The sequence below is a fragment of the Paenibacillus sp. MDV22-iso6 genome, from assembly GCF_058408365.1.
The window spans coordinates 74510-95298 of the sequence record NZ_JBZVDZ010000013.1 but is presented as its reverse complement, the minus strand read 5'-3'; the positions used below and the strand labels follow the sequence as shown (position 1 = coordinate 95298).

The window sequence follows — 20789 nt, the reverse complement described above, 5'->3', positions numbered from 1 at the left end:
CCCTCCAAGTTCTGTATCTACTTGAAGGGGATTTTACTTTTTTTATCTAAACCAGGCCTTGTTTAAATTGTTTGTAAAATTGCTGTCATTCAACGGAACATTGGCACTGCCAAAATCAGTTGTATTCAGCGCATCGCGTGCCGCAGACGTCAGATCATCCCAGCCGATCAAAGGCTGCATTCCACCGACGGTTCCAGTAACGCCAAGCTCATGGTTTAGAGGCCAAGTACTGTTGTAACTAATCAAAGGATTCGTACCGTTCAGGTTCGTGTTACTTGGTGCAACATTCGTGAACTGCCCATGTCCTGAATAGGCGATGGAGAGGATTTGAGGATTTGGTGCTGCGGGATTGTCTACCCATACAACGATACCTTCCCAGTCATGACGATGGCCGAGACCGGAGGAAGGGGAGTCTTTCGGGAAGTACCATGCGTACATAATAGCCCATACGCCATTATGCCATGCCGAACGGGAGTACACTTGCCCTGTACTTGAGCTGCAATTTCCATTAGGGGAACCGGAGGTTTGCAAGCCTGCATTGGTATTGCCTTGTTGATCCACGGCGGGGAATGGAACACATCCATGGTAGACTTTTAAGTAGGGTTGGAAACGCTTGGCTGTTATTTGCGTGACTGTGACGGGAGTTACTTCCTGGAATCCGACAACCTGATCATGGTTAATGACTGCCGCTTCAACGTCTGTGACAAAGGGAATACAGGCCAAGAGCGAAACCATAAGCAATAATACGAGTTTTTTCATTCGGTGATCTCCTTCATGGGTATGATATTGGAATGTGTTGAGGATGCACTAAGACTATATTGGAGAAGGTTTCATTTTATTTGTCATCTCATTCGGGTTTTTGTAAATTTTTTGCAGGATATGGTTGTTCTCATGATTTGAGAAGGTATTAGACTATTTCCGGCCCAAGCGGGCAGAATGGTGATGGATGGTTATAAATGACAGGAAATCCATAGGATTAGATTCAAGAGGAGTGCTAGAGGTTTATTTTGTAAAGGATAGACAAGTTCGGAAGTGAACAGAGAGCATGCTCGTCATTGCTGGAGTGGGATAATTCTTTAGGTTTTATCGTTATCGTTATCCAGATGTAAAATTTCGTTATAATCGATATGAAAATAATTACTTATGTATTACAGGCTAGGACATCTTCACATTTGATGATATGATAGTACATAAAGGCTTTGGAATGAGACGGAATTCCTTATGCATATATATAAGTAGAGAAAAGTGTTGGGGCAGGATTAACGGACGTGAGTCATTGTGTAAAATGATGCCCGACTACGGTCACTCTCGGATAGTAAGAAAATGAGGTCGTTCAGACTCATGGATAATGTGGAATAGGTGGCGTATGAGATGAAAAAAGCTCGCTTGATATATAATCCGACTTCAGGCCGGGAAGAAATGAAGAAACGTCTGGCTGATATTTTGCAGCGTTTGGATCAAGGTGGTATTGAAGCCTCGTGTCACGCAACAACGGGTGAGGGGGATGCAACCCGGGAAGCGGAGCTGGCGATTGAACGAGGATATGACATGATTATTGCTGCTGGCGGCGACGGTACGTTGTATGAAGTCATTAACGGCATGGCCGAGCGGGAGAATCGTCCTCCGCTGGGTGTATTTCCTTTGGGAACGACGAATGATTTTGCGCGTGCGCTCGGTATTCCGAGGCAGTGGGAAGATTACGTGGATCTGGTCATTAACCAGCAGCTTCGTCCGCTCGATCTGGGCAAGGCGAATGATAAATATTTTATCAATATTGCGGGCGGGGGTTCGTTAACCGAACTGACCTATGAGGTGCCAAGCCGACTGAAAACGATGATTGGGCAACTGGCCTATTATATGAAGGGTATTGAGAAAATGGCGAGCCTGTCTCCGCAGGAATTGGTTATCCGTGCCGCGGGTCAGGAAGAAATTCATGATGAATTCATGCTGTTCCTCATTGCCAATACGAACTCCGTTGGAGGCTTCGAGAAGCTGGCTCCGGGTGCGACCATTGATGATGGTCTGTTCGATGTGATCGGTGTCCGCAAGTGTAATCTGGCTGACATGATTCGCCTCGTAACCCTTGCGCTGCGTGGTGAACATCTGAACGACAAGAAGGTCGTTCATTTCCAAACGGATTATATGGAAGTAACGTCGCCGGGCTATGTACAGTTGAACCTGGATGGCGAGCTGGGCGGCACATTGCCTGCGACATTCAAGAACCTGCGTCATCACCTGATGTTGTATCGTTAAGCGTAGTATGGATCGGGGAGAAAATGTGATTTCCTGTTGCCGTGTGCAGTGGGATCACGTATAATCTCATGGTGCCTGAAAATGAATGGAATCTCCCTTGCACAAGGGATGAACATATATGAAGAAAGAAGTGAATGTACGTTGTCTAATACGAACCGCAGCGGTCGTGGAAAAAACCGCCGGAATTCGGCTGCCTCACAGGGGCAAGGGAATGCTTCAGCATCCCGCCAGCCGAGCAAATCATCTCGTCCATCTACACGTCAGCAAGGGAAAGAGGTGCGGCCACAAGGCGCATCTCTTTCTGCCGTTCGTCCGAAGGGACGGGAACGTGAATCTGCACCAATTGAAGGACTTCCTGTTAGCAAAAATGAAGAGACCGTCATCAACATCATCGGTATGAACCATGACGGTGAAGGTGTCGGCCGTGCCAATGGATACACGCTGTTCGTGCAAGGTGCGCTTCCGGGCGAAACCGTACGCGTGAAAGTGATGAAAACCAAGAAGCAGTACGGCTACGCCAAACTGCTGGAGATTGTGAAGGCAAGCCCGGATCGTGTATCCGCGCCTTGCCCGATCTACGATCAATGCGGCGGATGCCAGATCCAGCATATGAGCTATGCCGGACAGCTTGCGTGGAAACGCCAGCTGGTGGTGGATAATTTGCAGCGGATCGGCAAGCTGAATGTGTTGGTGGAGGATGATGAACAGGCAATCCAAACTGAACAAACTTCTACTGAAGAACAAATGAACGGCAGCAATCGTATTCGCCTTCGCATGGAAGGTGTCATGATCGAAGATGACACAACGCAAGGTATCCGTGTGCTGCCAACGATGGGTATGGATGAACCATGGCGCTATCGCAATAAGGCACAGGTGCCGATTGGAGCAGCCGAGGGCGGCTTGGTGGGTGGTTTTTACGCCAAAGGAAGTCATCGGATCATCGACATGGACACCTGCCTCATTCAGCATGAGCATAACGATGAAGTGGTCGCCAAGGTCAAGGAGCTAGGCAGCCATCTCGGTATCAGTGCGTATAACGAAGAGACAGGCCGTGGTCTGCTTCGTCATGTGGTTGTGAAGAAGGCGTTTCGTACAGGCGAGATGATGCTTGTTCTGGTCACCAATGGCCGCGACATCCCACACAAGGATGCATGGATCGGTAGTATCCGTGAAGCAATTCCGCATGTGGCGAGCATCTGCCAGAACGTAAACAAGAAACAGACCAACGTTATCTTCGGCGATGAGACCCGCGTTCTGTGGGGCCGTGATGTGATCTATGATTATATCGGTGATGTGCAGTTTGCCATCTCGGCGCGTTCGTTCTATCAGGTGAATCCGGTGCAGACAGAAGTGCTGTACGGGAAGACGGTAGAGTACGCAGGACTGAGTGGTAAAGAGACTGTCATTGATGCCTATTGCGGCATCGGGACGATTTCTCTTTTCCTCGCACAACATGCGGATCAGGTGTACGGGGTAGAGATTGTGCCTGAAGCGATCGAAGACGCACGAAGCAATGCGATGCTGAACGAGATGAAGAACGTGAAGTTCGAAGTGGGTGCTTCCGAAGATGTCATTCCACGCTGGAAAGAACAAGGCATTGAAGCAGACGTCATCGTTGTCGATCCGCCGCGTAAGGGTTGCGATCCACGTTTGCTGGATACGATTCTGGAGATGAAGCCGGAGCGCGTGGTGTACGTGAGCTGTAATCCGAGCACTCTGGCGCGTGATTTGCGTGTGCTGGAAGATGGCGGGTATCGCACGGTTGAGGTAACGCCGGTGGATATGTTCCCGCACACGGTGCATGTGGAGTCGGTGACGATGTTGGTTAGGGTGTAGTGTTTTGAAGCTACATTTAACTGTTTTAATATAGCTAATTTGCCCGAGGCTTCTAAAGCTCGGGCTATAATTGTTTTATTGCAGTTATTCATTCAGCGAAGGGCATATGATGAGGCTCCCATTCGTCGGATGATAGTTTTATATTATCTTAGTTGAGTTGATGTTGGTCTGAACAATATCAAGTTTTCCAGTTTATCCGTTTTCGATACTTGTGTGTTGTTCAGTGTTTTCTAATGCCGAGTTAAGACGTGGCAAAGGTATACCTAACTTTTTGGCTTCTCTCACAACTTCAAGTACTGCAAAATTGGATGTACTATTATTGTATTCAATGAAAAGTCGTGGTAAGCTGCCCTTTGCAAAAATGACCTTGTTAAACAGCGTGCCGATAAGTGCCGGTGGGATCTTGGTCAACAGTAGAGTAATCGCGTCCATCTTTGCGCCTCTTGCTTTAAGAACAGGCTTCATTTCCCGCATACTCTTGCCGACATTTGTGAATGAGTCACTATGATTCAAGATTGCTGGGAAACTTCCCCGTTTTAACACCTCGGTCTCCATCGCCGCATTCATGGCATAGTGATTCCATAACCAGCTTTGCATATCCTTGATCCAATTGATTTTAAAATGGGCGCCTTCAAATAGTTCTCTGACCTTGTTGTTTATCTGTTCCGTGCCTACCCGTGGTTTTTCCAGAAATATCATTTTTAAAAAGCCGCCCCTAAGCTTATTGTCCTCAATGCCGCCTCCTGCTCCTGGGAACCCAAAGACAACATTGTTCATAGACAGGGGCAAGATTGATGATTTTAAATCCTTCCAAATATTATTGAATATTAGGATAGGGGTGTTACCCGCAGTAGTCGAAAGTAATTTTGCTGCTTCGGGAAGTTGCTCTGTGTTGACACTCGCAATAATGAGATCGTAATTTGGGCTTATCTCCTCATGCAGCTTGATTTTCCAGCTTTCTTGGATGAATTGTTTCCCTTTTCGTGCGTCCCACATTTCAAGCGCTATATGACTTCCGAACTTTTCTTTTCTCCCTTTTCTAACGTAAAACTCAACGGTATGCCCTGCCTTCTCTAAAGCCCAAGCGTATTGGGTCGATATTACACCTCTACCGAAAAATAAAATTCTCATCTTAGCCTCCTAATATCCATATTCATCCTTGTTAATGATCCAACAACGTGTTGTATAATGTTATTGTATAGATTCACTATACGGTCATCAACCATCAGATTTTTAATATCTGTCGTATAATCAATTGAACAGAAAATGGAGGTCAATCATGAATAAGCAACCTGAAATTACGGACAAAACAAGGCAGACATTCATAAATGTATTCTGTGATTTATATTGCCGAAAACCAATCGAAAAGATATCCATTCAAGAGATTGCTAAACAATCAGGATATAATCGGAGTACATTTTATCAATACTTTACAGATATCTATGAGTTGTTGGACTGCGTTGAAGAGCGTGTTTTGAAATCCATTAAGGAGGAAATGGCAGGCAGAGAGTTTTCTACACATACTATCCAAGATGCACTTCAATGCTTGGAAAATGCAGAGGAAATTTCAGTTCTTAAAGCTATATTGGGCGACTATGGTTCTGTTCATTTTGTGGAACGCTTGAAAAGAGAAATTCCCTTTGAGCGATTGATTATGGATTTTTCAACAGATGATGTCTTGGCACCATACATCATTGAGTTTTACATATCAACATTAATATCTATGTTTCGTCTTTGGATACACAGAGACAAAGATCTATCGTCGGAGGAATTGATCAAGCTGATCGATAGTCTATTTTCAAAGGGGATAACACCGTATCATATCTTTGGCACGGTCAATCCGCAACGCTCTGGAGTGTAGCGATGATGGTTAGAAACTAAACATAAACAGAAGGGGTTCGAGAATGTATACATTAATTCTCGAACCCCTTCTTGTCTTTGTTCCAATACCATCCATTAACTAGTCTAAAACTCCCTAACATCCCAGGCGGTTATTAATATACATGCACACCCGTACCAAGCACGGATTTGTTTTGTACGGTATTACCGGATAGATATACCTTTTGCAGATTAGGCAGCTGGCTTAGGGTCTCTATATTGGAAATGGCATTGTTCTCGAGATGAAGCTCTTCTATGGCCTGCCAATTACTCATAAATTCGAGAGAAGCCAAATTGCTGTCTTGCAGAGTGAAGGAACGCAGAGCGGACATTTTGGCAAAGTAAGGCATCATTTGGTCAATGTCATTAACAGAGGTGTTGTTTATGCTGAAGTATGGCTGCTCTAAGGTCAACTGTTCAAGCACGCTGTTCTCCGCGGCCGCTTTTTGTTCAAAGTTCAGCCTGCACTCGGAGCACATCAGAGACTTCACCTGCTTCAAACGAAATAAGGCATCGCTTTCCTTGAACAGTGACGAGTCGTAAATGCTTAGGGTCTCTAGGCGGGACAAGCCGTCCATGGCGCCTAGACGTGTGATTTCACTGATCTCCCAGAGGGAGAGTTGCTCCAGTTTCGGGAATTTCCCCAGCGTAGCCAAGTTTAAATCCCCGCTTCCGCCACGGAGCGTCAGGCTGGTTGCGGCGGGCGCCTTTAGCCCCGGGAGAAAGGAGCCTGGGACTTCCACCCGCACTACATTTGGCAATGTCAGCGCTTCTGTTTTCTCGTAGTAACCGGACAACGTTAATTCCCGTAGTGAAGACAGACTGTTTATGGTCTTTACCGAGCCAAGCTGACTTAGAGAAGCCAGGCGTAGTTTAGTAATGGAGGCCTTATCGGCCAAGCGCTCTAGGCTGGAAAAGTTTACATTTTCAATATCTAGCGTTTGTAGAGCAGGCATGTTTTGCACAAAGTCGATGGATTTCACATTCGTTAAAAAGGACAAATGAAGCTCCTGAAGCTGAGTCAAGGCGTACAGCGGCTGCAGGTCTGTGGTTTCACTGTACTGTATGGATAAGGATGACAGCCCGGTCATGGAGGACAACCATCCCAGTTCATCGACAAAGGTGAGCGACAGGGACTTGAGCGGCAGTTTATTCAACAGAAAGAAATCCGTTACAGACTCATCCACATAGGTAATGGATAAAGAGCTCAGATTAGGAAATTCCAGCAGTAGGGCCAATTCCTGATTGCTGCGAAGCTGAGTGGAGAGCTCCGTAATTTTAGACTTGTCACCAAAGTAGCCCGAAAATTTGCTGAAGGATTCGTTAAAAGCGCCTCCATAACTTTTTAATCCGGGCATATGGGCCAAAGTGGTTTGGTCCGTCTGGGAGATTTCATAGGTATTTGTCAGGTCCAATGCCGTCAGTCCCTTAAAAGCTTCAAAATCTCGCTGATCAATCCGCTGGCTATTCAGTTTCTTGTCCTGAGTAATATAAGTGATCTTCTCGGCCTGTTCATCGCTGAAGGGATCGGAGAGGCTATATGTAAACGTCCACTGATCATTCTCCGAATGCTCTACGGTTAAATAGCGAAGACGAGCCAGTTCCTCCTCTGTCGGCAAGGCAGACCCCTTATCGAAGATATCTCGCAAAAATGAGAGCAGAACCTCGCTTTCGGGCATCTTTCGCACAGGCAGATTGGCTTCTGTTTTTGGATAGGTGGAGCTGTTGCTATAATAAAAATAAGTACCGATGGCGCCAGTTAGGACTAACATCAGCATCAGCAGTAGCTTTACGGAGGCAGCCTGCTTCAGCGGTGCTTTAGGGGGCGTTCCGTGGTAATGATTAATGGTCTGGTCTACGTAATGGACATGATTTTGCTTCAATAAAAGCTCTGTTTCGCAATAGGGACACTTTAAAATCTCACCTTCTTTGTATTCAATTCTTCCGTTGCAATTGGGACAGTTTAACGGGATAAACGCCACGAATGTCCCCTCCTTCATTATGATGGTCATAAGATCATGCTGAACGGTCATCTGACTTCATTATACCTTGTGAATTTACGTTTGATGAGAGAAAGAAGTTTCACATAGCGAAGGAGCAGGGAAATCCTGCTCCTTTTTGATCTTTTTAAGTATGGCTGGTGGTAAGCATTATTAAGAGGGGATCTGTTGTGGTGCTGCGACGAATTTATCTGCCGCGGCCTGATCATCGGAACGAAGAGCATGACCATACCCGTATCAGACTTGGTAGAGTTCTGTAAAAAACTAAGATTCCCCTTTAATTTGGAGTAAGAATTCTCTTTCATGAAGTGGTATTATCTGGGGTGAAAGGAGGCTGGTCACAACAAATTATGTAAGCGCTTTATATGTTTGATGAAAAATTTGGTGTGGGGGGAATGCTTCGAATGAGGAAATCATTTAAGCAGGTCGTTTCCGGGTTACTCGCAGCGGCTCTGCTTCTTCCGGGCGGCTTGATAGCTCCGGCAGTTAACGCAGCGGATCTAGTGGCAACTAATTCACAAATTGTGTATCAGGAAACATTCCAGAATGGTCAAGGCAAGGCAACTCAATCAGGCGGTGCCCAGCTGGACGCAGTAACAGGCAAGCCGTTTGAAGGCAATGATGATGGAGCGGCTCTACATGTTAGTAACCGATCTAATAACTGGGATGGCGTGGACCTTGCTTTTGATGACCTTGGTTTGTCAGTTGGCAAAGAGTATTCTGTAACCGCTTCCGTATATGTAGAATCTGATGCTAACCCTCCTACAGATGGGAAAGCCGTTCTGGAAATTGCAAGCAATAAGGGTGTTGCTGGATCTGAGGCATACACTGGAATTAGCGCTGCTGACTTTAAAGCAGGACAAGGCATTACACTATCCGCCGATCTCTCCGTTAACAGTGTGGAGAATACAGCTCTGCGAATCAAGTCTGATGAAGCAGGTAAGGGTGTCTCTTTCTATATCGGGAATATCACGATCACCCAGACAGTAACACCCGTCGAACCCACGGTAGTCCTTAACCAAAGCTTTGAAGACGGGAATACCGGTGGATGGGGCAAACTGGGTTGGGGATCGAATGGGGACACTACGGTCGTTAACGACGTAGCCTCCGAAGGCACGAAATCTCTGAAATTCTTCAACCGGGCCGATGAGAAAGCCGTCCCTGCTCTCGTACTTACAGGCAAGATGAAATCCGACCATAAGTATGATATTTCCCTCAAGGTTAAACTCAGTTCAGGTGAAGGCCAGTTCCATCTGGCTTCCAAGATAGATTCTGAAATATTAGCCGAAGACCAGAAGTATCCTTGGCTTATAGGCAATAATGTTGTAACCGCTTCCGAATGGACGCTATTTGAAACCAAAGGCTATGAAGTACCTTCCAAAACGAATGAGGTCATCATCTATGTTGAACCATCAGACAATACGTTAACCTCGGATATTTACATTGATGAAGTCATTATCACCGATGTAACTCCTGATCAAACTGCACCGGAAATTGTAGATAAAACGGGCATCTCTGCCGATTTTGAGAATGGCCTGAATGGATTCAAAGCACGGAACGGCCGTGAAACGGTAGCTCTTTCCCAAAACGATAATCATACATCTGGCGGCAAACAAAGCTTGCTTGTGACAACTACGACACAATATGATGCAGCCTTGGTTAACGCTGATGGCAAAATGGCAAAGAATCACGAATATGAGCTGTCTGCTTGGGTGAAAATGGCACCTGGACAAGAACCCACAACACTTCGTATAAGTGTTCAATATGCGGACAGCGGCTTTGCGAACGTGTCTCCAAATGCAACCGTTACAGATCAAGAATGGGTACACTTAACGGGTAAGTATACGCTCACCACTACTCCAAGCGTACTTAATGCTTATATTGAAACAGCAAACAATGACGGCGGCAACCGTACCTTCTACTTGGATGACTTTGCTCTAAAATATCTGGGACCTGTAACTGCCGCACCTCCGATTCAAGAAAACCTTCCTAACCTCAAGGATATTTACAAGAATGATTTTCTGATCGGGAACATTGTTAATCCGGCTACCTTTGACGAGACTCGACTCAAGCTTCTGACGAAACATCACAATGTCGTTACGTTTGAGAATGACATGAAGCCGGACTATGCATATGACGCGAACAGACAATTTGATTTCACTGCAGAAGATGCTCTTGTTCAAAAAGTAAAGGATGCAGGCCTTGATTTGCACGGTCACGTGCTCGTATGGCATGCGCAGTCTCCAACATGGCTTCATACGGCGGAGAGTGGTAAACCATTGAGCCGTGAAGAAGCTCTGACGAATCTAAAAACACATGTTAAAACGGTCGTTAAGCACTTTGGTGACCAAGTTATTTCCTGGGATGTTGTCAATGAAGCGATGAACGATAACCCGGCTAATCCGGAAGACTGGAAAAATGCATTGCGTAATTCTGGCTGGTTACAAGCCATCGGCCCTGACTTTCTTGAGGAGGCATTCCTTGCAGCCAAAGAAGTCATTGATGAAAACGGCTGGGATATCAAGCTTTACTACAATGATTACAACGATGACAACCAAAATAAAGCTACAGCCATCTACAGCATGGTGAAAGAGCTCAATGAGAAGTACGCCGCAAATCACCCTGGCGAGAAACTGATTGACGGCATCGGCATGCAAGCCCACTACAATTTGGGTACGAGACTGGACAATGTTAAGATGTCGCTCGAGCGTTTCATTTCTTTGGGAGTAGAAGTCAGTGTCACCGAGTTGGACATTATGGCAGGTACCAATTCTACAATTACTGAAAAAGAAGCAAAGCAGCAGGCCTATCTGTATGCCCAATTGATGGATCTGTATAAGAAGAACAGCGAGCATATTCCGCGTGTCACCTTCTGGGGATTAAATGACAGCACCAGCTGGAGAGCCGAGCAGAATCCAACCTTGTTCGATAAGAATTTTCAAGCAAAAGAGTCGTTCTACGCGGTCGCTGATCCGGAGAAGTACCTGGCGGAAAACCCGCCTGAAGAGCTTGATTACAAGAAATCAAGCGCGCACTATGGGACACCGTCGATGGATGGATCTGTAGACAGCATATGGAGCAAAGCTCCAGAATTGAAACTGGATACGAAGCAAATGGCGTGGTCCGGTGCGACAGGAACGGCAAAAGTACTGTGGGATGACGACAATCTCTATGTGCTCGTTCAAGTCAGAGACGATCAACTGAACAAGACCAATCCAAATGTATGGGAACAGGATTCCGTCGAGGTATTCGTCGATGAAAATAACGGCAAAACGTCCAGCTTCCAGGATGATGATGGACAATACAGAGTGAACTTTGAGAATCTAGCTTCCTTTAATCCTGCGGAAATCGCTGCAGGTTTCGAATCCAAAGTCTCTGTTTCCGGTACCAACTACACGGTTGAAATGAAGATTCCGTTCAAAAAGGTTAAGCCTGCGAACAATGCCAAAATTGGCTTTGATGCGCAGATCAATGATGCCAAAGACGGCAACAGAATCAGCGTGAATGCATGGAACGATCCATCCGGTCAAGGTTACCAGGATACTTCCGTATTCGGTGAATTGACGCTCACTGGCAAACCCTCTTCTGGCGGAAACAATGGCGGAGGAAACGACGGTGGAGGCAACAACAGCGGGGGGAACAATGGTGGTAGCAGTGGCGGATCAAATTCCGGGACTACTCCGCAGCCACAACCTCAACCACAGCTTCCAGGCAGCGATTCGGCGATTGTGCCGGTAATTAAAGTCGAAAATGGAACAGCCACAGCAACCATTTCAAGCGACAGCCTGAATAAAGCGATTGAAAAAGCTTCTCCAGGTGCAAATGGCAAGAAGCAGGTTACCATCGAAGTGCCGAAGCAAGCAAATGTACAATCCTATGTTGTGCAATTGCCGACTTCAATCCTGCAAAGCAACAATAATGTTGAGTTTGTGCTTAAGACGGAGAATGCAACAATTCAAATTCCGTCCAATATGCTTTCTAATATTACGGAGCAAGCAGATCAAGTCTCTATTCAGATTAACAAAGTCTCGGCAGATCGTCTGAGCGCAGATGTTCGCGCTATTGTGGGCAGCCGTCCGGTGATCGATCTAAGTGTAAAAGCTGGTGACCGTCACCTTGCCTGGAACAATCCAGCGGCACCTGTAACGGTATCTGTTCCGTACAATCCTGCTGCACAGGAGCTTTTCAATGCACATCAGATCGTGATTATTTACATTGACAATCAAGGGCATGCAACAGCCGTGCCAAGCGGACGCTATGATGCTAAATCCGGTTCAATGGTGTTCAAAACAACTCATTTCAGCACGTATGCTGTAGCCTACGTAACCAAGACTTTTGCCGATGTGCAAAATGTCCTGTGGGCAAAACAAGCAGTCGAAGCGCTGGCTGCACGCGATATTATTAAAGGAATCTCTGATGACAGCTTCGCTCCTGCAGCTTCTATCACGAGAGCCGACTTTATCACCTTGCTTGTAAGAGCACTTGAATTGAAGGGTACGGGAACGAACACGGTAGCCTTCAGCGATGTAAAGCCAACTGCTCACTATGCACAGGCCGTGGCCATTGCCAAGGAACTTGGAATTGCCTCTGGATTCGAAGACAACACATTCAAGCCAGGCAACAGCATTTCCCGTCAAGACATGATGGTTCTTACGGCGAAAGCCCTGAAAGCAGCGGGTAAGCAATCTGCCGGCAACGGAAATCTAGCTTCATATTCCGATGCTGCAAGCATTTCCACTTATGCGATGGATAGTGTAGCTTCCCTCGTAGGAAGCGGAATTGTCAACGGCAAAGATGGCAAAATCGCACCAGCCGAACCATTGACCCGTGCTGAAGCAGCGATGGTTCTCTACCGGATCTGGGAAATGTGAAGTTTAATTAAACCAGCTAAAAAAAGACTCCCCCCGTTAATCCAGACGGGGGGAGTTCTACTATTTCATATCGAAGTAAAAGAACTCGTCTATCACTCTGCAGAAAAATGAACAACTGCACTATATAACATCTTGTTGCGAAACGGGTCGAACGTCACTTGATGCTGAACCTGCTTCACTCGAAGCAGCAATGCCTTGTTCATTCCGATTCGGTCCTCGATCGCCCGTTCCAGTTCATTGAAGTCATAAGCCTGCAAGCATTCGACTTTGTCTTTGATAATATCGAGTGAAATTTCCATGTTTGTTTCAGGCCTCCTCCATGTCACGATTTGCAGGTACAAAAGCCTGCCGAACTTTTATTGTAGAGGAGCTTGTCTGGTTCGGCAAGAGCGAACAAAGCGAATCATTAGAACGATGGAGGCTGTCTGATTTCTATACTGGGGGGGCCAAAACGAGAAGGTAAAGTTATGCTTCAAATAATCACTAATAAACCCGTGCTGAAAATCAACTAAAGACGTGGTAAAATTGGTGGAGTGATAAATGGAGAAAAGGAAAACACGGACCCATACGGCCATTAGCAAAGGGGGCATCGCCCCTCTTTTTTATGCGAGTCTATTGAAGAGTACGCTTCTCTTCGGGGTAGGATATATTCATCTTGATGTCATTAACAGATACTGATGTTTGAACGAAGTTACACTTGCATGGTATAAGTGAAGAAGAAGCAAGGACATTAAAATGTAAATTGCAACGAATCTGCTAATGTAATTGATACGATTGCAAATGTATGGCTAACGATTTTTTACTATTAATGAGGACAAAGATTGTCCTGGTATATATAGAGGAGTTCTAATATGAAAGAAAATTTTTGGCGTGATTTGCCACGACCGTTTTTTATACTGGCACCCATGGAAGATGTGACGGACGTAGTGTTTCGGCATGTCGTTAGTGAGGCGGGAAGACCGGATGTGTTTTTTACGGAGTTTGCGAATACAGAGAGTTATTGTCACCCGGAGGGGAACAAAAGTGTCCGCGGGCGTTTGACGTTTACAGAAGATGAACAGCCGATTGTGGCACATATTTGGGGAGACAAGCCGGAGTTCTTCCGCGAGATGAGCATCGGCATGGCCAAGGAAGGTTTCAAAGGCATCGACATTAATATGGGTTGTCCTGTAGCCAATGTGGCAGAGAATGGGAAGGGGAGCGGTCTGATCTGCCGTCCTGCCCTTGCAGCGGAAATCATTCAGGCGGCTAAAGCCGGAGGACTGCCCGTAAGTGTAAAAACAAGGCTTGGGTTCACCGAGGTGGACGAATGGCGCGACTGGTTAACTCATATTTTGCAGCAGGACATTGTAAATTTATCCATTCACCTGCGGACAAGAGAAGAGATGAGCAAAGTCGATGCGCACTGGGAGCTGATCCCGGAGATCAAGAAACTTCGGGACGAGATTGCACCGAATACGCTGCTAACCATTAATGGAGATATTCCTGACCGTGCGACCGGACTCAAACTCGCCGAGCAGTACGGTGTGGATGGCATTATGATTGGACGCGGCATTTTCCAGAATCCGTTTGCTTTTGAAATGGACCCAAGGGAGCATACCACGGAGGAGTACCTTCATCTTCTGCGACTGCACCTAGATCTGCATGATCAGTATTCAGATCTTGAACCGCGTTCGTTCAGCCCACTGGCCCGCTTTTTTAAAATCTACGTCCGTGGATTCCGCGGGGCAAGTGAGCTGAGAAATAGCTTGATGAACGCCAAAACAACGACTAGAGTACGCGAATTGCTCGATGAATTTGGTAATAAGGAGCATGATGGGGTAGAGGAAAATGAATAGAATACAGGAGGTCATATGTCCTGGAGTAAATTGAAGCAGCAACTGGAGAGTTTCCTTAGTCCCACGTTAGTTGGAACGGTCGAATACCGGGCAACCAGCTACCGCTATTCACCTGATAAATCAGGAAATTGTTACATTACCGTAGACAAAAAGAACGTACTCAATATGAGTGACATCACTGGCTCGATCAGATGGTATCAGACGGAGCAGGAGATCAAGAACGAACCGGATGTCCTGATTCCTGTAAGTCATGAAGAGATTGAAGCCGTCAGAAAAGAAACCAAAGGGACCGTTCCAGAGGATCGCCTTCAAGTCATAGCAAGAAGCAGAAAAAGCTCAGGACTTGCAAAGGAGCTCCTGTCAGCACAGTCATCATTAAGTAAATCCAATTTTACTGTTGTAGCGACTACGTTTTTATCTACTTCGATAGAGGATAATCTGGAGAGCAACGATATCTTATTGAATATTCTGGCTTTGATAGACAGACGAGTTGGCAAAAAGCGAATTCTAAATATGTCTGAGCAGATAAAGTTAAAGCATCCAGCTGTGCAGTATTTTTATGAATTAAGGCGCAGTACGTTGTGAGAATTAATAAATATCAATGACGGGGCACCCTTTATCGAGGGTGGTCCTACTGAACATTAGCTTAACAAGAGAAGAGATGATCAAGTAGACTTCAACCTGTGCATGTTGAAAAGTTTACTTTTTTATTGTTCAATTTCTTTTCTGTTATAGCTTTTAACTATAACTAGTTATGGCATTTAAGTATCTCAGCCAACCTCGTTCTGCATGATATGATAATGGTATACAACGAGGGGGTTTTTGACATGACTGATAAGTTCCAGATCGTAGGTAGTTTGTTGCGTCCTGAAGAGCTGCTGACATATAAAACGCAAATTGAACATCGTGATGATATCAAATATCCATTCTATGAAAGTTTTGAAGGTTATGAAAAATGCGAGACTGAGGCCATCAAACAAGTGGTGAAAAAAGAAATCGAGCATGAGCTGTCGATTATTACAGATGGAGAGTTCTCCAAATCGATGTGGCATCTGGATTTTGTGTGGGGCTTTGGTGGAGTTGAGCGTTATATTGCAGACCATGGCTATTTTTTCCGTGATGTCGATGGATCTTCAAAATATGAAACACGTAAAGATATTGGCCTGCGCATAACGGGCGAATTGAGCGGTAAAAATCATCATTTCATTCAACTGTTCAAACAACTGCAAGACACGGCGGGTGACCAGCAAACGAAACTTTGCGTTCCGTCCCCATCCCATATTTTTGGTGAACTCTCCTGGTCCGATAATATCGGCGGTACGGATGCTGTTTATCAGAATATTCAGGAGCTCAAAGCGGGTCTTGTGAAAGCATATAAGGAATTTGTGGAAGAATTCGCTGCGGTAGGCGGTAAAATTCTGCAAATGGATGACTGCTTGTGGGAGCTGTTTGCAGACGACAACCCGAACTCTCCGTTTACAGGGGAGCACATTAATCAAGAGGAAGTACAGGGTCTCGCTACCGAATTTATTGATATTAACAATACAGTGATTGACTTCGGTCATAGCCTGGGCTTGAAAATGTGGACACATAATTGCCGCGGCAATTATGATTCTCGCAACATGGGCGGTGGATCTTACGCGAAAATCGCTAACCTGTTCCTGAAGCAATTGAAATATGACCGTTTCTTCCTGGAGTGGGACGATGATCGTGCGGGTTCTATCGAAGCCTTGGAGGTTTTCAAAGATAGACCTGAAACGGAAATCGTATTAGGTTTGTTGTCATCTAAGACAAGTACACTTGATGATGAAGAGCGCGTAATCCGTTTGCTTGACGAAGCATCTAAAATTATTGATAAGGATCGTCTGTTGCTTTCGCACCAATGCGGCTTTGCATCCTGCGATGGCGGTAACGAACTAAGCGAAGCTGAGCAATGGGCCAAAATCGTACAAGGTCAAAAGATTGCCAAGCAATACTGGGAAAACTAATTCCGAATAGTAGCATTTTCAGCTATAAGAGATGACTCGTAGGACCAGCAATGGACCTGCGAGCCATCTCTTTTTTTTATACCTCTTTTCTCCCCAAAATAACGTAGTTTCTTGCTTAAGGTTGTAGGACCATACTCGAATAGCATAACTAAGTGAGCCTCACAGGATGTATCTGTTCCGCCATTGTATTGCGCGATAAGTGGCTCTTTCTCAGATCGGTGATTAAGACACTGTAGGAGAGAAAGGAGTTGTTAGCATCATTGGTGAGGTTGGAATGGGAGTGAATTTAGTGGAATCTGGATGTATAGCGTGACAACAGGCTGTGATACAATGAAAATGAAATTGTTGTACGGATCATCTTGGCAGTTGTATTCCCTCTAAACGACAAATTAGAAATGTATATATCCTATGAAAAAGGAGAGTTTTACAAAATGAATTTGGAAGAGGTTATGCATGAGCTAGAAGCGCTAGGGAAAGAACGAACAAAGAAAATATATATGTCCAATGGTGCACACGAACCGCTTTTTGGAGTAGCTACTGGAGCGATGAAACCAATCGCCAAGAAAATAAAAAAGGATCAGCCTTTGGCTGAGCTGCTTTACGCTACGGGAAACTATGATGCCATGTATTTTGCTGGTGTGATAGCCGATCCCCAAGCGATGACGGAAGCTGATTTTGACCGTTGGATTGATGCTGCTTATTTTTACATGATCTCTGACTTCATCGTATCCGTCACGCTGGCAGAGACAGATATTGCCCAAGCGGTTTCGGACAAGTGGATTGCGAGCGGGGATGAATTGAAAATGTCTGCAGGCTGGAGCTGTTATTGCTGGTTACTCGGTAGCCGACCGGATAGCGAATTCTCCGAAAATAAAATGATGGAGATGCTCGAACAGGTAAAAAAGACGATTCACGAATCTCCGGAACGAACGAAATATTCGATGAACAACTTCCTTTACACCGTCGCGACATCCTATCAACCGCTGCACGACCAGGCCGTGGAGACAGCCAAGGCCGTGGGACCTGTTGAAGTCGACAAGGACAAACCTAAGAGCAAGTTCCTGCAAGCTTCCGAAAATATTCAAAAGGCAGTGGAAAAAGGGCGAACTGGGTTCAAACGTAAATATGTAAGGTGCTGACGCTTTCGCCTTATCGTCAGTTTTGGCATAGGGAACGTCCGAATCTGTGAATTGAAATCCACAATCACCATGTTATAATAAGGACAGAAACAGCTTATAATGCAAAGAGAGCCGTGCGCTAACACGACTCACTGATGCAATAGCCGCTTTTAAGGGCGGTGGGCTTAACAAGCAGGGTAACGACCAAATAGACCGCATCCCTTAGCCAGAGGGCGGTCTATTTGTCTTTATTGGACAGCAGCGCTACAATCAGCAAACCGAAGGTAAGCATTAGCATAATTGCTTCAAATACTGTCACAAGGCATCACCTCCCTTCCGGGAGATTAGCCGACCGCCCATATAAGCCTTTCCATTGCTCTGTGAGTATACCATATTTTTCTTGGAGCTAATAGATGAACAATATTCGTTTTCATAAAAGTCTTGGCATGATAATTCCCCAGTACAGTGAATGCGAAAAGAGCATTACGGTGGCTAGTATGAAGCATTATTTAGTTGAAAACAAATAAGAGAAAACACGCCATTTATAGGCGTGTTTTTTGTGTTTACTGCTGAATAACAAAAATTAAACAGCATCAAAGTTACGCATTTTATAAGGGCCCGGAGCGTTTACTTTTTAATTACTTCTAACCATTTCTTTGGCTTGCTGCCTGCCCGCCGCGAGAAAGCTGTCGCTTAGTTCAGGATCATTAACAGAGCGTGCAAGAACAAGCGAGCCGACTAATGTACTAAACAGTGCACGACTTTTGGATACATCCATATCTGCCAGATTGGAGATAAAAGTGACCATCCGCTCCAGTTCATGAGTGAATACCTGCCTAACCTCTTCGGAAGAGCGGGATATTTCGCCGGAAAGGGCAGGGAAAATGCAGCTCATTTCCGTTTTGTCGCGGTGATAGGGACTGAGATAATAATCGATGACTGTATTGATTTTTGGGTTCTGCTCTTCCTGATCCGCGACTTTCTGAAGAAGTGCGATGGTATCGCTAATGGCATATTCACAGGCTTCGGCGACCAACTGTTCCTTGTTGTCAAAGTGTGAATAAAACCCTCCATGAGTTAATCCGGCTCCCTTCATAATGAACGGTACACTGACGTCCTGAATACCATTGGTACGAAAAGCCCGAGCCGCACTCTCAACAATTTTACCTCGTACTTTTATTTTATGGCCTTTGGGATAGGGCATTATCATTCACTCCATAGTTTCATCATTCTGCTTTTTTAAAATATTATAGTCATCATAATAAAGCCTGTCAATTTGTCGACTGGATGTCTTTTGATTTACAAAAGGGCCAAATACGGTTGTTGACTGCCTTAAAATATGATGGTTATAATATATTACGATCATCATATTTTAAATCGGCTTCAAATCGGGAGGTATCAGGACATGAGTAAACTTGAATCAGTAGATACGTTAGTTATTGGATCAGGTCCGGGAGGATATGTGGCGGCGCTTCGTTCTTCGCAACTGGGGATGAAGACGGCAATCGTCGAACGTAAACAGCTCGGCGGGGTCTGCACGCATGTGGGTTGCATACCATCCAAGGCATTAATTGCGGAATCACATCGCCATGATTTGTTCAGACAGTTCAATCAAGCTGACGCGGCAGCGACATTTAAGATTGCTCAGCATTTCAAGCAGGGGGTTGTGAATAAACAGGCAGGTGGCGTCCACTATTTGTTAAAGACTGCGAATGTGACCATTCTTGAGGGCGAGGCCAGTCTGATGGATGAGCACACAGCGATGATCCAGCAAGCTGGACAGGAGCAAATCATTTCTTTTAAAAACCTCATACTGGCAACGGGGTCTCGTCCAATTGAACTGCCAGCATTTCCAGTTGGAGGTCGTATCTTGTCTTCCACAGAAGCACTGTCTCTGCAGGAGGTTCCGAGTAGTCTGGTTGTGATCGGCGGAGGGTATATTGGTGTGGAGCTTGGACAGATGTATGCCAAATTCGGAACAAAGGTGACGATTCTGGAGGGAGGAGCACAAGTATTGCCCGGATTCGAGGCGGAACTTGCAGCACCTGTAGTCAAACAATTGAAGGCGGATGGCATCCACATCGTAACCGGAGCGATTGCTGAAAAGGTGGAGCAGAAGGCTGATTCCATTACACTGCATTATTCGAAAAATCAAGAGCAGCACCAAGTCACGGCGGAATATGTATTGGTCACAATCGGCAGGAAACCCAATACAGACGGCCAGTTAGGACTGGAACGCATAGGTGTGTCCGTAACGAACAAGGGACTGATTGAGACGGATGAACAGTGCAGGACGGTTATTCCGCACATTTATGCCATTGGAGATATTACGGCTGGTCCGGCACTCGCTCACAAGGCCTCCTATGAAGCAAAAGTAGCAGCAGAGGCCATTGCGGGTCTTACCTCCAAAGTGGATTATAAGGTGATCCCGCTTGTCGTCTTTTCTGATCCGGAGCTATCCAGTGTTGGAGTAAGTGAGACGCAAGCCAAAGCACAGGCCATTCCGGTGGTTATCGGAAAATCTTTTTTTGGGATCAACGGAAGAGCATTGGCATTAAGGGAAACCGAAGGATTTGTAAAAATTGTAGCTGAACCAACCTCGGGAATTGTCATTGGTGCGCAAATCGTTGGCGTGGAGGCATCCACACTGATATCGGAGCTCACACTTGCAATTGAGATGGGTGCAACCGTAGAAGATCTGGCCATGACGATTCACCCTCATCCCACGTTGGGAGAAGTGATTATGGAGGCTGCCGAGAACGCGGTCACCAAAATGATAATGAGAACTAAAAATACGCAGCAAATTTAACCATATAAATTGAACTAAACATTTACACGAAACGGAGAGGACAGAAAGAACCTGAAGAAGCGGAGCGTTCGCCTTTATCACTGGATTTACCATTTATAAAAGGAATCAAAAAAATCTGGGGATAACAGCGATCGGAAGGTTGTTCTGTCATCGGAGTTTCCAGTGTAAATAATTTTTAGTTCAACTTATATACACGAG

15 protein-coding genes are annotated in these 20789 nt (G+C 45.5%); 9 read left to right on the top strand and 6 right to left on the bottom strand.

Going from position 1 to position 20789, the window contains the following annotated elements; translation table 11 throughout:
- Positions 1–42: 42 nt before the first annotated feature.
- Entirely contained in the window at positions 43–759 is a 717-nt protein-coding gene (locus AC4PM4_RS27850) for an NPP1 family protein (protein ID WP_491615052.1), read from the bottom strand.
- A gap of 612 nt (positions 760–1371) precedes the next feature.
- On the opposite strand from AC4PM4_RS27850, the gene AC4PM4_RS27845 reads away from it, so the two are divergent.
- Together AC4PM4_RS27845 and rlmD are read left to right on the top strand one after the other, a co-directional pair.
- Entirely contained in the window at positions 1372–2253 is an 882-nt protein-coding gene (locus AC4PM4_RS27845; protein ID WP_063568189.1) for a diacylglycerol kinase, read from the top strand.
- A 108-nt stretch (positions 2254–2361) separates the two neighbouring features.
- Positions 2362–4089, top strand: a complete 1728-nt coding sequence (gene rlmD, locus AC4PM4_RS27840) for a 23S rRNA (uracil(1939)-C(5))-methyltransferase RlmD (protein ID WP_491615051.1) — start codon at positions 2362–2364, stop codon at positions 4087–4089.
- Positions 4090–4281: 192 nt separating this feature from the next.
- On the opposite strand, the gene AC4PM4_RS27835 is transcribed toward rlmD, so the two are convergent.
- Complete coding sequence (locus AC4PM4_RS27835; RefSeq protein ID WP_491615050.1) at positions 4282–5220, bottom strand: ketopantoate reductase family protein; 939 nt, start codon at positions 5218–5220, stop codon at positions 4282–4284.
- 148 nt (positions 5221–5368) lie between these two features.
- Here AC4PM4_RS27835 and AC4PM4_RS27830 point away from each other — a divergent pair, with 148 nt between their 5' ends.
- Complete coding sequence (locus AC4PM4_RS27830; RefSeq protein ID WP_491615049.1) at positions 5369–5950, top strand: TetR/AcrR family transcriptional regulator; 582 nt, start codon at positions 5369–5371, stop codon at positions 5948–5950.
- A gap of 133 nt (positions 5951–6083) precedes the next feature.
- Here AC4PM4_RS27830 and AC4PM4_RS27825 read toward each other — a convergent pair whose 3' ends face one another.
- On the bottom strand, positions 6084–7949 hold the full coding sequence (locus AC4PM4_RS27825; RefSeq protein WP_090811782.1) for a leucine-rich repeat domain-containing protein: 1866 nt from the start codon (positions 7947–7949) through the stop codon (positions 6084–6086).
- 422 nt (positions 7950–8371) lie between these two features.
- Between AC4PM4_RS27825 and AC4PM4_RS27820 the strand changes: the two genes are divergently transcribed.
- On the top strand, positions 8372–12838 hold the full coding sequence (locus AC4PM4_RS27820) for an endo-1,4-beta-xylanase (RefSeq protein ID WP_491615048.1): 4467 nt from the start codon (positions 8372–8374) through the stop codon (positions 12836–12838).
- 92 nt (positions 12839–12930) lie between these two features.
- Here AC4PM4_RS27820 and AC4PM4_RS27815 read toward each other — a convergent pair whose 3' ends face one another.
- A complete protein-coding gene (locus AC4PM4_RS27815; protein WP_090811784.1) occupies positions 12931–13137 on the bottom strand; it encodes a DUF2536 family protein in 207 nt (68 codons plus the stop codon).
- Between the two features lie 552 nt (positions 13138–13689).
- Between AC4PM4_RS27815 and AC4PM4_RS27810 the strand changes: the two genes are divergently transcribed.
- The 4 genes from AC4PM4_RS27810 to AC4PM4_RS27795 all read left to right on the top strand — a co-directional run bounded on the left by AC4PM4_RS27810 (position 13690) and on the right by AC4PM4_RS27795 (position 17803).
- Complete coding sequence (locus tag AC4PM4_RS27810; protein ID WP_090811786.1) at positions 13690–14676, top strand: tRNA dihydrouridine synthase; 987 nt, start codon at positions 13690–13692, stop codon at positions 14674–14676.
- A 15-nt stretch (positions 14677–14691) separates the two neighbouring features.
- On the top strand, positions 14692–15261 hold the full coding sequence (locus AC4PM4_RS27805; protein ID WP_090811788.1) for an SF0329 family protein: 570 nt from the start codon (positions 14692–14694) through the stop codon (positions 15259–15261).
- A gap of 242 nt (positions 15262–15503) precedes the next feature.
- Positions 15504–16664: a uroporphyrinogen decarboxylase/cobalamine-independent methonine synthase family protein gene (locus AC4PM4_RS27800; protein WP_090811790.1), complete on the top strand. Its 1161-nt coding sequence runs from the start codon at positions 15504–15506 to the stop codon at positions 16662–16664.
- Positions 16665–17095: 431 nt separating this feature from the next.
- Positions 17096–17803, top strand: a complete 708-nt coding sequence (locus AC4PM4_RS27795) for a DNA alkylation repair protein (protein WP_063568180.1) — start codon at positions 17096–17098, stop codon at positions 17801–17803.
- A 217-nt stretch (positions 17804–18020) separates the two neighbouring features.
- On the opposite strand, the gene AC4PM4_RS27790 is transcribed toward AC4PM4_RS27795, so the two are convergent.
- Complete coding sequence (locus AC4PM4_RS27790) at positions 18021–18101, bottom strand: putative holin-like toxin (RefSeq protein ID WP_370739116.1); 81 nt, start codon at positions 18099–18101, stop codon at positions 18021–18023.
- A 315-nt stretch (positions 18102–18416) separates the two neighbouring features.
- A complete protein-coding gene (locus AC4PM4_RS27785) occupies positions 18417–18986 on the bottom strand; it encodes a TetR/AcrR family transcriptional regulator (protein ID WP_090811792.1) in 570 nt (189 codons plus the stop codon).
- A 201-nt stretch (positions 18987–19187) separates the two neighbouring features.
- Between AC4PM4_RS27785 and lpdA the strand changes: the two genes are divergently transcribed.
- Positions 19188–20591: a dihydrolipoyl dehydrogenase gene (lpdA, locus tag AC4PM4_RS27780; protein WP_090811794.1), complete on the top strand. Its 1404-nt coding sequence runs from the start codon at positions 19188–19190 to the stop codon at positions 20589–20591.
- Positions 20592–20789 lie beyond the last annotated feature (198 nt).